Below are 12,786 nucleotides of genomic sequence, written 5' to 3' on the forward strand. Positions count from 1 at the left end.
TCGTGAGGTGACGCGCCACGCGGTGGCCGTCAGCCGGGGGAGGTCAGGCATGGGCGCGCGGCAGTGGTCGAGTCATCGATTCCGGGCCGCGGTGTCGCGTGGCGGCACGGAGGGCAGCGGAGTGGCGGCATGAGCGAGCCGAACGCGAACAGGCGGGACGCGGACGAGCAGGACACGCACGGGCAGGACACGCACGGGCAGGACACGCACGGGCAGGACACGGACGAGCTGGGCGCGACGGTGGTGGCGTTGACCGCCGACGACGTCGAGCCGGCGGCGCGTCGGAAGTTGCTCGGGCGTCTGGTGCAGCAGGCCCGGAACCGGGGCATCGGTGACCTCTTCAAGCCCAAGGCGGCCGTGCGGTGGATGGTCGACACCGTCGCCGAGGTCGCCCCGCACGTACCGATCAGGGACCTGGCGACCCTGCGCCGGCACTTCCCGGGCCTGGACGACGAGCAGTTGGCCGACCGGCTGGTCCGCAACGCGTCCCGGGCGACCGCGGGGATCGGCGCGGCCGGTGGCGGCGCCTCCGCCGTGCAGTGGACGGTCACCCCGAGCCTGTTGTCCGCGCCGGTGCTGCTGGCCGCCGAGACGGTCACCGTGGTGACGATCGAGCTGAAGCTGACCGGCGAGCTGCACGAGATCTACGGCGCGCCGCTGCCCAGCGGCGGCACGGAGCGTACGGTCGCCCTGGTGCAGGCGTGGGCCAACCGGCGCGGCGTCAACCCGATGATGCCGGGCGTGGGGGTCGGCGCGGTGCTCGGCACCGCCGCCCGGCACGAGCTGCGGGACACCCTGCTCAAGCGGTTCGGTCGTAACCTGACCACGCTCGGGCCCTTCCTCACCGGCGCGGCGGTGGCGAGCTTCCTGAACCGGCGGGCGACCCGGGCGCTGGCCGACGAACTCCGCACCGACCTGCGCCGGCAGCGGCGGACGCTGCCCGGTGGACCGGCCGGGCCACCCGTGCCCGGTGGCCCGCCCGCGCTGCCCGCTTCCTGACCGGCCGTCCGGCGGCGGCTGAGCCCCGGGACAGTGCCGGCAACGGCCCTGAGAACGCCGAGGAGGCCCGAGTCTGCCCGGAGTGGGGTACGAGGTCAGCGTGCCGAATCCCGGGCGGCCAGGAGCGCCTCGGCGAGTTCGACCGGGCGCCGGGAACTGACCACCCAGAACGGGGTGGGGTCGTCCGGGTCGTCGAGGACCACCTGGACGGCGCCGGAGATCCACGGCCGCTGCACCACGAACGCCAGCGGGTCGGCGGCGACACCGAGCACCTCACGCCGCCCGTCGGCGTCCAGCGCGACGGCGTCGGCGACGAAGCGCGCCGGCAGTCGGGCGTCGTCGACCTGGAGTTCCCCGTCGGTCACCGCGACCCGGATCCGGCCCAGCCAGGCCATGGTCGCCAGCGCGAGCGGGACGAGCACCGCGAACGGCAGCCAGGCGCGTACGCCGGTCGCGCCCATCCAGACCTCCACCGACAGCAGTGCGGCGACCGCGATCCCGGCCGGCCACAACCACCAGGGCAGCCGGAGCCGTTCGGCGTACGTCGGGGGTGCCGTGGTGGGGGAGGAGGACGGTGACGTGCTCACTCGTGCCAGGGTACGGCGCGCGGCGGCCCGGGTACCGGGCAGGATGGCAGGGTCACCCCCAGCGGAACGGACGAAAGAGGTAGACCGTGACCGACCTGGTGCCCGTACCGGTACGGCAACTCGACCCCGATTTGCCGCTGCCGGCGTACTCGCATCCCGGTGACGCCGGTGCCGACCTGGTGGCCGCCGCCGACGTCGAGTTGCCGCCCGGCGGCCGGGCTCTGGTGCCGACCGGCGTGGCGATCGCGTTGCCCGAGGGGTACGTGGGTCTGGTCCACCCCCGATCGGGGCTCGCGGCCAGACTCGGCGTGACGGTGCTCAACGCGCCCGGTACGGTCGACGCCGGCTACCGGGGTGAGATCCTGGTCAACCTGATCAACCATGATCGGGACGCACCGGTGAAGATCTCGCGGGGCGACCGGATCGCGCAACTCGTTGTGCAGCGGGTGGCACGGGCGGCCTTCCGGCCGGTGGCCGAACTGCCCGCGTCCGGCCGGGGCACCGGCGGGCACGGCTCCACCGGCGGACACGTCGGCCTGGTGCCGCCGCCGGCCACGGACGGCGTGGACGGAAGAGATGGCACGGTGAGTGCGAACAGCGGAGGGTGGACGCAGTGATCTTCTCCCGAAAGCGGGCCGCGGGACGGCACGCCCGTGACGAGCGAGCCACGGACGCGCTCCAGACCGTCGACGGCGCCGGGTCGGCGCCGGAGGCGCCGGCGCGCGGGCCGTACGACGTCTCCGAGGCGCCGGACGGGGTGCAGCGACTCGACCTGGGCAGCCTGCAGATCCCGGCGGTCCCCGAGGTCGAGGTGCGGGTGCAGGCCGACCCGCAGGGGGTGATCCAGCAGGTCGTGCTGGTGCACGGGCCGAGTGCCCTGCAACTCGGCGTCTTCGCCGCGCCCCGCTCCGAGGGGATCTGGGACGAGGTGCGCGAGGAGATCCGCAAGTCGTTGTTCAGCGACGGCGCCGCCGCCCAGGAGGTCGTCGGCGAGTACGGCACCGAGCTGCACGCCCGGGTGCGTACCGAGGACGGGCTGACCGACCTGCGGTTCGTCGGAGTGGACGGGCCGCGCTGGATGGTCCGGGCGGTGTACCAGGGCGCGGCGGCCACCGACCCCGACGCCGCCGGTCCGCTGGCCGACTGCCTCAACGGGCTCGTCGTCGACCGGGGACAGGAGGCCAAGCCGGTGCGGGAGCCGCTGCCGCTGCGGCTGCCCCGCGAGGCGTCCGACCAGGTCGAGGCCGATGCCGAGGTGGCGCCGGCGCCGGGTACGCGCTGAACCCGGCTCCGTCGTAGGCACCGGGACGGCCCGGACCGGCGTACGCTGGCGTGAGTCGTTCCGGTGCCGCCGGGATCGGCGGGTGCCGGCGACGTCCCGGCCGGCGTGGATGGGGTGACGCGGAGGTCATGAGCACCGGCGAGGGTCGGGGTTCGCTGCGGCGCATGTTGCGACGGCTCACCGCCAGCGAGGCCGAGATCGAGGCGCAGCAGTTGCAGTGGGACAGCGCCCGCTGCGGCGGTGTCCCGGCGGCGCAGTGCGCCCGGGGTCAGGTGGCCTCGGTCACCGGCCGCCTGCGTACGGTGGTCTACTCGCCACGGACCAACCTGCCGGCGCTGGAGGCCGACCTCTACGACGGCAGCGACGTCGTGACGCTGGTCTGGTTGGGTCAGCGGCGTATCACCGGCATCGAGCCCGGGCGACACCTGACCGCGAAGGGGCGGATCGCGGTGCGGGACGACCGCAAGGTGATCTACAACCCGTACTACGAGTTGGAGCCGTCGACGTGACTGCGCGGGCGCGGCGGATGAAAGGCGGGCGATGACCACCGGACAGCACCCGGCCACCCAGCCGGAGACCGAGCCGACCGACGAGGAGCGGCTGCCGACCGTCGCCGAGCAGATGGCCGACCAACTCGGCGGCTGGCGGGGGCTGGTGGAGTCCAGCATCCCGGTGGTCGTCTTCGTGGTGGTCAACATCCTCGGCGAGTTGCGTCCCGCGGTGATCGCCTCGGTGGGCGTGGCGGTCCTGATCGGCGTGCTGCGGCTGGCCCAGCGCCGGCCGGTACGGCACGCGGTCAACGGACTGTTCGGCATCGGCATCGGTGCCGCCATCGCCTGGCGCACCGGCGAGGCACGCGACTTCTATCTGCCCGGCATCCTGTACGGCATCGGCTACGGGGTGGCGCTGCTGGTCTCGGCGGTGATCCGGCAGCCACTGGTCGGCTGGCTCTGGTCGGTGCTGGTGGCCAAGGGCAGCTCCGAGTGGCGCGACGATCCGAGGCTGGTGCGGACCTTCACCGGCCTGACCGTGCTCTGGGGCGTGGTCTGGTTGGCCAAGGTCGGGGTGCAGGCCGGGCTCTACCTGGCGGAGCAGGACACCGCGCTGGGCGTGGCCCGGCTCGCGCTGGGCTACCCGCCGTACGTGCTGCTGTTGCTGATCACGGTCTGGACCGTCCGGCGGGTCATGCGGGAGTCGGAGCCGACGCCGCTGCCGAGCTGACCCGTCCGGCGGCTCAGCGCGACTCGCGGGTCCGCTCGACGCTGTCCGGGCCGAGGATCACCGCGCGTACCGCGTCCTCCATCTCGGCCGTGCACACGAAGATCAGCTCGTCGCCGGCCTCGACCGGGTCGTCGGGACTGGGCACCAGGACCCGCTTGCCGCGCAGGATGGCCACCAGCGCGGCGTCCCGGGGCAGCGGCACCGCCCGCAGCGGCTGCCCGACGTAGGGCGCGGTCGGCGGCAACGTGATCTCGACGAGGTTGGCCTCGCCCTGCCGGAAGGTCATCAGACGGACCAGGTCGCCGACGGTCACCGCCTCCTCGACCAGGGCGGCCATCACGCGCGGCTTGCTGACCGCCACGTCCACGCCCCACTGCTCGGTGAAGAGCCACTCGTTCTCGGCCCGGTTGACGCGGGCGACCACCCGGGGCACCGCGAACTCGGTCTTGGCCAGCAGCGAGACCACGAGGTTGGCCTTGTCGTCGCCGGTGGCCGCGACCACCACGTCACAACCGGCGAGGTCGGCCTGCTCCAGGCTGGTCAGCTCGCAGGCGTCGGCGAGCACCCACTGCGCGTCCGGCACCCGCTCCGGCCGCAGCTTCCGCCGCTGCCGTTCGATGAGCATCACCTGGTGGCCGTTCTCGATCAGCTCCTGGGCGATCGAGCGGCCCACGTTGCCGGCGCCGGCGATGGCGACCCGCATGTCACTGCCCCCCTTCCGGCGCCGCCGCCGTCGCGGTGACCGTGGCCACCATGTCGTCGGTGACCAGCATGAAGACCTGATCGCCCTCCTGCACCACGCTGGAGCCGGTGGACAGCGTGCCGATGCCGAAGCGGATCAGGTACGCCACCCGGGCCCCGGTCGCCTCCTCCAGCGCCCGGACGGGCCGGCCGATCCAGTCCTCGTGCACCGGCACCTCGATGATGGAGACCGTGCTGGTCGGATCCCGGAAGATCTCGACGTTGCCCTCCGGCAGCAGATGCCGCAGCATCCGGTCGGCGGTCCAGCGGACGGTGGCCACGGTGGGGATGCCGAGGCGCTCGAAGACCTGGGCGCGGCGCTGGTCGTAGATGCGGGCCGCCACCCGGGACACGCCGAACGTCTCGCGGGCCAGCCGGGCGGAGATGATGTTGGAGTTGTCGCCGCTGGAGACCGCGGCGAAGGCGTCGGCCCGCTCGATGCCGGCCTCGCGCAGCACGTCGCCGTCGAAACCGGCCCCGGTGACCGTGATCCCGGCGAAGTCCGGCCCCAGGCGGCGGAACGCCTCGGCGTCGTGGTCGATCACCGCCACCGAGTGCCCCCGGGCTTCGAGGCTCTGCGCCAGGGTCGACCCGACCCGGCCACATCCCATGATCACGATATGCACGCTTCCTCCCACGGTGCGTACCGCCGCGCCTCGTCGCCTGCGAGCCTGCCACGTCGGCGTCGCGGACGGGGACCGACGGTACTCCGGCCTCGGGAGCGGCCGCAGGCGACCACCGTGCGTCCCGGCCGGCAGCGGTCGTACGCTTGGCGGCTGTGGCCCGATCCACCTCCCTGTTGAAGCGGCTGCTCGTCGGTCGACCGTTCCGGTCCGACCGCCTCAAGCACACCCTCCTGCCGAAGCGCATCGCCCTGCCCGTCTTCGCCTCGGACGCGCTGTCCAGCGTGGCGTACGCGCCGGACGAGATCCTTCTGATGCTCTCCATCGCGGGGGCCTCGGCCTTCGTGTTCTCGCCCTGGGTGGCCCTCGGCGTCGTCGTGGTGATGCTGACCGTGGTGGCCAGCTACCGGCAGAACGTGCACGCCTATCCCTCCGGCGGCGGCGACTACGAGGTGGCCACGGTCAACCTCGGCCCACGGGCCGGGGTCGGGGTGGCCAGCGCCCTGCTGGTCGACTACGTGCTGACGGTCGCCGTGTCGGTCTCCTCCGGGGTGGCCAACCTCGGCTCGGTGATCCCCTTCGTGGCGACCCACAAGGTGCTGATCGCGGTCTGCGCGGTGGTCCTGCTCACCGCGGTCAACCTGCGGGGGCTCAAGGAGGCGGGCAGCGCGTTCGCCATCCCCACCTACGGCTTCATGATCGTCATCGTCGGCATGATCCTCACCGGCCTGGTCCGGATCGTGGTGCTCGGTGAGGACCTGCGCGCGCCCAGCGCCGACCTGGTGATCGCCGCCGAGTGGCACGACACCACCGGCTGGGCGATGGCGTTCCTGCTGCTGCGCAGCTTCTCCTCCGGATGTGCCGCGCTCACCGGCGTGGAGGCGATCTCCAACGGGGTGCCGGCGTTCAAGGCCCCCAAGAGCCGCAACGCCGCCACCACGCTGCTGATGCTCGGCCTGGTCGCGGTGACCATGCTGGTCGGCATCGTCTGGCTGGCCCGGCTCACCGGGTTGCAGTTCGTCGAGGACCCGGGCCACCAGATCGTCGGGGGCCCGGACGGGTACGTGCAGAAGACCGTCACCGCGCAGCTCGCCGAGACCATCTTCGGATCCGGCTCGATCCTGGGGTTCCTGGTGGTCGGGGTGACCGCCACGATCCTCTTCGTGGCCGCGAACACCGCCTTCACCGGCTTCCCGGTGCTCGGCTCGATCCTGGCCCAGGACCGCTACCTGCCCCGGCAACTGCACACCCGGGGCGACCGGCTGGCCTTCTCCAACGGCATCCTGTTCCTGGCCGCCTTCGCGATCGTGCTGATCGTCGGCTTCCAGGCCGAGGTGACCAAGCTCATCCAGCTCTACATCGTCGGGGTCTTCGTCTCGTTCACGCTCTCCCAGGCCGGCATGATCCGGCACTGGAACCGGCTGCTGCGCACCGAACGCGACCCCCGGGTGCGGTCCCGGATGATCCGTTCCCGGGCGATCAACGCCTTCGGCATGGCGATGACCGGGACCGTGCTGGTCATCGTGCTGATCACCAAGTTCCTGCTGGGCGCGTGGATCGCGATCGTCGCGATGGGGGTGATCTATCTGCTGATGCTGGCCATCCGCCGGCACTACGACCGGGTCGCGGTGGAGCTGACCCCGGACGAGGGACGCCCGGTGCTGCCCGCCCGCAACCACGCGATCGTGCTGGTCAGCAAGCTGCACCAGCCGACCCTGCGGGCGGTGGCGTACGCGCAGGCCACCCGGCCGGACACGCTGACCGCGGTGACCGTCAACGTGGACGACACCGACACCCGGCAGTTGCAGGCGGACTGGGAGCGGCGGGAGGTGCCGATCACGCTGACCGTGGTCGACTCGCCGTACCGGGAGATCACCCGGCCGATCCTGAACTATGTTGCGGGGGTCCGCCGCGAGTCGCCGCGCGACGTGGTCACCGTCTTCATCCCTGAGTACGTCGTCGGACGCTGGTGGGAGCACCTGCTGCACAACCAGAGCGCGCTGCGGCTCAAGGGCCGCCTGCTCTTCGAACCGGGAGTGATGGTGACCAGTGTGCCGTGGCAACTCGCCTCGACGGCCGGCAAGGACCTGGACCGGATGGACGCCACGCTGAGCCGGGGACCGGCCCGGGGCCCCCGGGCGACGCCGCGCAGCACGCTGCCGCCGAGCGTCCCGCCGGCCGGCCCGGTGGCGGCCCGCGACGGCGAGGCGCCGGGCGGTGAGCCGCGATGACCGGGTCGACCGGTGGCGGGCTGGAGGAGGCCCAGCGGGTGGAGTTGACCGTCGCGGCGGTCGCCCCCGGCGGTCACTGTGTGGCCCGGGTCGACGGGCAGGTGGTCTTCGTCCGGCACGCGCTGCCCGGTGAGCGGGTGGTGGCCGAGGTGACCGAGGTGCACCGGGGGTTCGTCCGGGCCGACGCGGTGACCGTGCTGGAGCCCGCCGAGCAGCGGGTCACCCCGCCCTGCCCGTACGCCCGGCCGGGCCGCTGCGGTGGATGCGACCTGCAACACGTCGCCCCGCAGGCCCAGCTCGACTGGAAGACCACGGTCGTCCGCGAGCAACTCGTCCGACTCGGCGGTCTCGACGAGGCCGCCTGCGACGCGCTGGGCGTCCGGGTCGAGGCGCTGCCCGGCGGGCCGCTGGGCTGGCGGTCCCGGGTCCGCTACGCGGTCGACGCGGCGGGTCGGGCCGGGCTGCTCAAACACCGCTCGCACGAGGTGGTGCCGATCGACCGCTGCCTGATCGCCCACCCGGCCGTGCAGGAGCTGCCGGTGCTGACCTCCGCCGGTGCGCGGTGGCCGGACGACGAGGCGGTGGAGACGGTCGCCTCCACCGGCGGGGACGTGACGGTGACCGCCGTCGCGGCCGGGCGTACCCGGATCGTGAGCGGCCCGGAACAGGTGCGTGAGCGGGCCGCGGGCCGGGAGTGGGCGCTGCCCGCCTCGTCCTTCTGGCAGGTGCACCCGGCGGCGGCGGACACGCTCGTCGACGCGGTGCTGGCACTCACCGACCCGCAGCCGGCCGAGACCGCCTGGGACCTCTACGGCGGGGCGGGGCTGTTCGCCGCCGCGCTGGCCGACCGGGTCGGCGGGTCCGGCCGGGTCACCCTGGTCGAGGCGGCTGGTGAGGGCGTCACGGCGGCCCGGCAGAACCTGCGCGACCTGCCCCGGGTCGAGGTGGTGGCGGCCCGGGTGGAGACCGCGTTGGCCCGCCGCCGGATCACCGGACCGGTCGACGTGGTGGTGCTCGACCCGCCCCGGGCGGGCGCCGGTGCCAGGGTGGTGCGCGACGTGGTCGCCGCCGGGCCGCGTGCCGTCGCCTACGTGGCCTGCGACCCGGCCGCGTTCGCCCGGGACCTGCGGGTCTTCACCGGGCTGGGCTGGCGGCTGGCGGCGTTGCGCGGGTACGACCTCTTCCCGATGACCCAGCACGTGGAGCTGGTGGGGCTGCTGGTTCCCGGCTGACCGGGGGTGGTGCCGCCACGCCGCCTACGGGTGCGGGCCTGACCTGGCGGTCAGGGTGAGGGCCCGGTGACCCGGGCTGCGAGGTGTGCGAGGGCCGATAGACTCTGCGGTCATGAGTGTTGAAGAGGACACGGCCAACCAGGGCCGGCTGCTGGCCACGGTGCACGGTCCCCAGGACGTCAAGCGGATGTCCGCCAGCGAACTGGACATCCTCGGCGCGGAGATCCGTGACTTCCTGGTCGCCAAGGTGTCCCGCACCGGGGGCCACATCGGCCCCAACCTGGGCGTGGTCGAACTCACCCTCGCCATGCACCGGGTCTTCGACTCTCCCCGGGACCGGCTGCTGTTCGACACCGGTCACCAGGCGTACGTTCACAAGATCATTACCGGCCGCCAGGAGGGCTTCGACCAGCTGCGTCAGCGCGGCGGGCTATCCGGCTACCCGAGCCGGGCCGAGAGCGACCACGACATCATCGAGAACTCGCACGCCTCCACCGCCCTGTCGTACGCCGACGGGCTGGCCAAGGCGTACGCGCTGCGGGGCGAGGCGCGCAGCGTGGTCGCCGTGGTCGGCGACGGGGCGCTGACCGGCGGCATGTGCTGGGAGGCGCTGAACAACATCGCCGCCACCGGCAACCCGCTGGTGATCGTGGTCAACGACAACGGGCGCTCGTACGCACCGACCATCGGCGGCCTCGCCGACCACCTCTCGACGCTGCGGCTGAACCCGGGCTACGAGAAGGTCCTCGACACCGTCAAGGACGCCCTCGGCTCGACCCCGCTGGTCGGCAGGCCGATGTACGAGGTGCTGCACGCGGTCAAGAAGGGCATCAAGGACGCCGTCGCGCCGCAGGCGATGTTCGAGGACCTCGGCATCAAGTACGTCGGCCCGGTCGACGGGCACGACGTGGCCGCCGTCGAGTCCGCGCTGCGCGCGGCGAAGAACTTCGGCGGTCCGGTGATCGTGCACGCGGTCACCCGCAAGGGCTACGGCTACCGCCCGGCCGAGGAGGACGAGGCCGACTGCTTCCACGGCCCGGGCGCCTTCGACATCGCCACCGGCAAGGCCACCGCCGCGCCGTCGGTGAAGTGGACGAACGTGTTCGGCGACGAGCTGGTCGCGATCGCCGACGAGCGGCCCGACGTGGTGGGCATCACCGCCGCGATGGCCGAGCCCACCGGCATCGCGAAGCTGGCCCGCAAGTACCCCGAGCGCACCTACGACGTGGGCATCGCCGAGCAGCACGCGGTCACCTCGGCGGCCGGTCTGGCGCTCGGCGGGCTGCACCCGGTCGTGGGGGTCTACGCGACCTTCCTCAACCGGGCCTTCGACCAGGTCCTGCTGGACGTGGCGATGCACAAGCTGCCGGTCACCTTCGTGCTGGACCGGGCCGGCATCACCGGGCCGGACGGGCCGAGCCACTACGGCATCTGGGACATGTCGGTCTTCGGGGTGGTGCCGGGCCTGCGGATGGCGGCCCCCCGGGACGCCGCCACGCTGCGCGAGGAGCTGCGCGAGGCGGTCGCCGTCGACGACGGCCCGACCGTGCTGCGCTACCCGACCGGTGCCGTCGCCGCCGACCTGCCTGCGATCCGCCGGATCGGCACGGTCGACGTACTGGCCGAGTCGGCGCGTACCGACGTGCTGCTGGTCGCGGTGGGTGCCTTCGGCCAACTCGGTATGGAGGTCGCCACCCGCGTCGCCGAGCAGGGCTACGGGGTCACCGTGGTCGACCCGCGCTGGGTGCGTCCCGTCCCGGCCGAGCTGGTGGAGCTGGCCGCCGGGCACCGCCTGGTGGTCACCGTCGAGGACGGCGTCCGGCAGGGCGGCGTCGGCGACGCACTGGCCCAGGCCATGCGGGACGCGGGCGTCCACGTGCCACTGCGCGACCTGGGCGTACCGGCCGAGTGGCACCCGCACGGCACCCGCGCGCAGATCCTGGCCGACCTCGGCCTGACCGCGCAGGACGTGGCGCGTGACGTCACCGGCTGGATCTCCCGCCTGGAGACCACCCCGGTCGACCCGACCCGGCTGACCTCCGAGAACACCCCCACCCCGTCCGCCAACTGACCCTGCCCGACGTCCCAGCGGGAATGCCGTCAGCTGCCCACCCGCACGCCGTCGTCGTCGGCGCGCGGGTGGCGCCTGGCCCCGCCGATCATGGAGTCGTGGTCGGCGCAGCGTCGATCATGGAGTTCGGGCAGCGCTTTTGGCTTTCTATGCCCTTTTTGTGACTGCCATCGCTCCATGATCGGCGGGGCGTCGCACGGTGCGGGCGGCCGAGGCGGGGCGAGCGTGCGGGGCGCGGGGTGGCGCGTGTGGCGTGGCCTGTGGGGGTCAGCGGCGGTGGCCGGCGGAGCGGTAGTGCGTCTTGTCGTCGGCGGCGAGGCTGAAGGTCTCGCTGCGCTCCGGCAGCGGCGCCACCACCAGGCCGGGGCGGTCGAGCAGACGGGTCGTGTCCGGCGGCACCGACAGCGTGGTGTCCTTGGTGGCCCGCCAGCTCAGTACGACCAGTGGCTGACCCGGCACCGGCAGTTCGTAGACCTGCAACGGGTTGGTCCGGTCGGCGGGGGAGAGCACCGTCTGGCCGCCGTCCGCAGGCCGGTAGACCAGCGCGGTCATCGTGCCGTCCGCGGTCTCCCAGGTGAGCTGCTCCAGCTCCGCCGGTTCGCCGCCGCCGAGGGCCAGCTCGCCGAGGGTACGCACGGCGACCTTCGCCTTGGGCCACGACGCCGGCACCGAATCCGGGGTGTCCCGGTCGCCCACCCGCCGGGTCACGCTGCCGAACGGACCGTCCTCGCCGGCGAGCGCACAGGTGTCCAGCTCGGCCAGGGCCCGCCGGCCCGAGCCGCTGTCGTCACGGACCAGCGGGTACCGGGGATTCGCGGTGCCGGTGCCGAGGTCCAGCAGCCGGTCGGTGGCACGCCCCCGGGGCAGCGACTCGGTGGAGCGCAGCGTGGCGGTCACCGGCACGGCCTCGCACTGCGGGACCTCCACCGGGTCGGTCAGGCCGTCGGTGGCCGGTACCGGACGGCCGTCCGGGCCGACCAGCCGCCGCACCCGCTCCGAGGTGAGGTAACGCCGCCCCTCGGCGGTCTGCACCGGCAGCACGTCGGAGTAGACGAGATAGCCCGGGTCGGTGTACTCGGTGGCCTGACTGACCTCGTACCCGCCGTCGCCGCCGTGGAGCTGGAGCAGCCAGGACGCGGCCTGGCCGGGCACCGACGCGGCCACCAGGACCAGCGGGACACCCTCCACCTCGCCGGAGAAGAGGATGCCGGAGGAGGGTACGTGCACCCGGTCGTCGACCGGTGAACGCCACTCACGGACCGCCTCGGTCACCGCGGCGGTGGTCGCCGCGTCCCCGGCCAGCGAGCCCCGTGGCGGCCACACGGTCAACGACCCGTCCATGCTGTCGTAGCCGACCCGGAGGTCCTGCGGCCGACGCTCGGCGACCGGGCCGCAGGCGGTGACGGCGACCAGCAGGCTGGACAGGCCGGTGGCCGCCACGCCGCGCCAGCGGGCTGAAGCCACCTGTCACGCCCCCGATCACATCGGCCGTCGTTTCGGAGGGCAATAGTACGAGACGCCCGGTCGTCGGCTCGCGCCGCCTCACGCTGCGTCGCCCGGACGGCACACCAGCCACAGGGGACGCCGCGTCGACTTGGGAGCTATTTCCCCACTCGGGTAGACTCCGCCGACTGTGACGCCTGCTGAGACCCGCGCCGCATCGCCGCCGAAACCCGACGTCGTGGCAGGCTCGCCGTCCGAACCCGTCACGCTGGGTGAGGGTACGCGCGACTCCGCGCTGCCGGACGACACCACGGACGCCCCCGTGGGCACCACGACATCAACCGTCGACGCGGCAC

At 73.3% G+C, this 12,786-nt stretch carries 12 protein-coding genes; 8 read left to right on the forward strand and 4 right to left on the reverse strand.

All coding sequences use genetic code 11. The features are described from left to right. Positions 1–129 precede the first annotated feature (129 nt). Positions 130–999, forward strand: coding sequence for a hypothetical protein (locus ACFYTT_RS13150; RefSeq protein ID WP_387259091.1), 870 nt, complete (start codon positions 130–132; stop codon positions 997–999). A 95-nt stretch (positions 1,000–1,094) separates the two neighbouring features. Here ACFYTT_RS13150 and ACFYTT_RS13155 read toward each other — a convergent pair whose 3' ends face one another. Beyond that, positions 1,095–1,586: a DUF3093 domain-containing protein gene (locus tag ACFYTT_RS13155; protein ID WP_217705964.1), complete on the reverse strand. Its 492-nt coding sequence runs from the start codon at positions 1,584–1,586 to the stop codon at positions 1,095–1,097. An 86-nt stretch (positions 1,587–1,672) separates the two neighbouring features. On the opposite strand from ACFYTT_RS13155, the gene dut reads away from it, so the two are divergent. From dut to ACFYTT_RS13175, 4 genes are all read left to right on the forward strand, one after another. Then, positions 1,673–2,203, forward strand: a complete 531-nt coding sequence (gene dut, locus ACFYTT_RS13160; RefSeq protein WP_131056240.1) for a dUTP diphosphatase — start codon at positions 1,673–1,675, stop codon at positions 2,201–2,203. Next, positions 2,200–2,868 (forward strand): DUF3710 domain-containing protein, encoded by a 669-nt coding sequence (locus tag ACFYTT_RS13165; RefSeq protein ID WP_176093063.1) that lies wholly within the window; start codon positions 2,200–2,202, stop codon positions 2,866–2,868. The genes dut and ACFYTT_RS13165 overlap by 4 nt, the downstream gene beginning before the upstream one ends. Before the next feature lie 128 nt (positions 2,869–2,996). Then, the gene (locus ACFYTT_RS13170; RefSeq protein WP_131056108.1) at positions 2,997–3,377 is read left to right on the forward strand and encodes an OB-fold nucleic acid binding domain-containing protein; all 381 of its coding nucleotides are present in this window, start codon (positions 2,997–2,999) and stop codon (positions 3,375–3,377) included. Between the two features lie 31 nt (positions 3,378–3,408). After that, positions 3,409–4,089, forward strand: coding sequence for a DUF3159 domain-containing protein (locus tag ACFYTT_RS13175; protein WP_131056110.1), 681 nt, complete (start codon positions 3,409–3,411; stop codon positions 4,087–4,089). A 13-nt stretch (positions 4,090–4,102) separates the two neighbouring features. On the opposite strand, the gene ACFYTT_RS13180 is transcribed toward ACFYTT_RS13175, so the two are convergent. Beyond that, positions 4,103–4,792 carry a TrkA family potassium uptake protein gene (locus tag ACFYTT_RS13180; protein WP_131056112.1) on the reverse strand — a complete coding sequence of 230 codons (690 nt, stop codon included), beginning with the start codon at positions 4,790–4,792 and terminating at the stop codon, positions 4,103–4,105. Position 4,793: 1 nt separating this feature from the next. Continuing rightward, positions 4,794–5,456, reverse strand: coding sequence for a TrkA family potassium uptake protein (locus ACFYTT_RS13185; RefSeq protein WP_131056114.1), 663 nt, complete (start codon positions 5,454–5,456; stop codon positions 4,794–4,796). 152 nt (positions 5,457–5,608) lie between these two features. On the opposite strand from ACFYTT_RS13185, the gene ACFYTT_RS13190 reads away from it, so the two are divergent. The 3 genes from ACFYTT_RS13190 (at position 5,609) to dxs (ending at position 10,987) form a co-directional block, all read left to right on the forward strand. Then, the gene (locus tag ACFYTT_RS13190; RefSeq protein ID WP_387259098.1) at positions 5,609–7,684 is read left to right on the forward strand and encodes an APC family permease; all 2,076 of its coding nucleotides are present in this window, start codon (positions 5,609–5,611) and stop codon (positions 7,682–7,684) included. Beyond that, entirely contained in the window at positions 7,681–8,916 is a 1,236-nt protein-coding gene (locus ACFYTT_RS13195; protein WP_387259101.1) for a class I SAM-dependent RNA methyltransferase, read from the forward strand. The genes ACFYTT_RS13190 and ACFYTT_RS13195 overlap by 4 nt, the downstream gene beginning before the upstream one ends. Before the next feature lie 112 nt (positions 8,917–9,028). Continuing rightward, positions 9,029–10,987 carry a 1-deoxy-D-xylulose-5-phosphate synthase gene (dxs, locus tag ACFYTT_RS13200; RefSeq protein WP_387259104.1) on the forward strand — a complete coding sequence of 653 codons (1,959 nt, stop codon included), beginning with the start codon at positions 9,029–9,031 and terminating at the stop codon, positions 10,985–10,987. Positions 10,988–11,254: 267 nt separating this feature from the next. Here the strand turns inward: dxs and ACFYTT_RS13205 are convergent, their stop codons facing one another. Next, on the reverse strand, positions 11,255–12,451 hold the full coding sequence (locus ACFYTT_RS13205; RefSeq protein ID WP_387259107.1) for a hypothetical protein: 1,197 nt from the start codon (positions 12,449–12,451) through the stop codon (positions 11,255–11,257). Positions 12,452–12,786 lie beyond the last annotated feature (335 nt).

The sequence above is a fragment of the Micromonospora sp. NPDC003816 genome (genome assembly GCF_042874705.1).
Classification (GTDB): domain Bacteria; phylum Actinomycetota; class Actinomycetes; order Mycobacteriales; family Micromonosporaceae; genus Micromonospora.

Bases quoted from the DNA above. Each gene is read 5' to 3' on its own strand.
- ACFYTT_RS13150 (WP_387259091.1), top strand. From the start codon at position 130: ATGAGCGAGCCGAACGCGAACAGGCGGGACGCGGACGAGCAGGACACG.
- ACFYTT_RS13170 (WP_131056108.1), top strand. From the start codon at position 2,997: ATGAGCACCGGCGAGGGTCGGGGTTCGCTGCGGCGCATGTTGCGACGG.
- ACFYTT_RS13175 (WP_131056110.1), top strand. From the start codon at position 3,409: ATGACCACCGGACAGCACCCGGCCACCCAGCCGGAGACCGAGCCGACC.
- ACFYTT_RS13180 (WP_131056112.1), bottom strand. From the start codon at position 4,792: ATGCGGGTCGCCATCGCCGGCGCCGGCAACGTGGGCCGCTCGATCGCC.
- ACFYTT_RS13195 (WP_387259101.1), top strand. From the start codon at position 7,681: ATGACCGGGTCGACCGGTGGCGGGCTGGAGGAGGCCCAGCGGGTGGAG.
- dxs (WP_387259104.1), top strand. From the start codon at position 9,029: ATGAGTGTTGAAGAGGACACGGCCAACCAGGGCCGGCTGCTGGCCACG.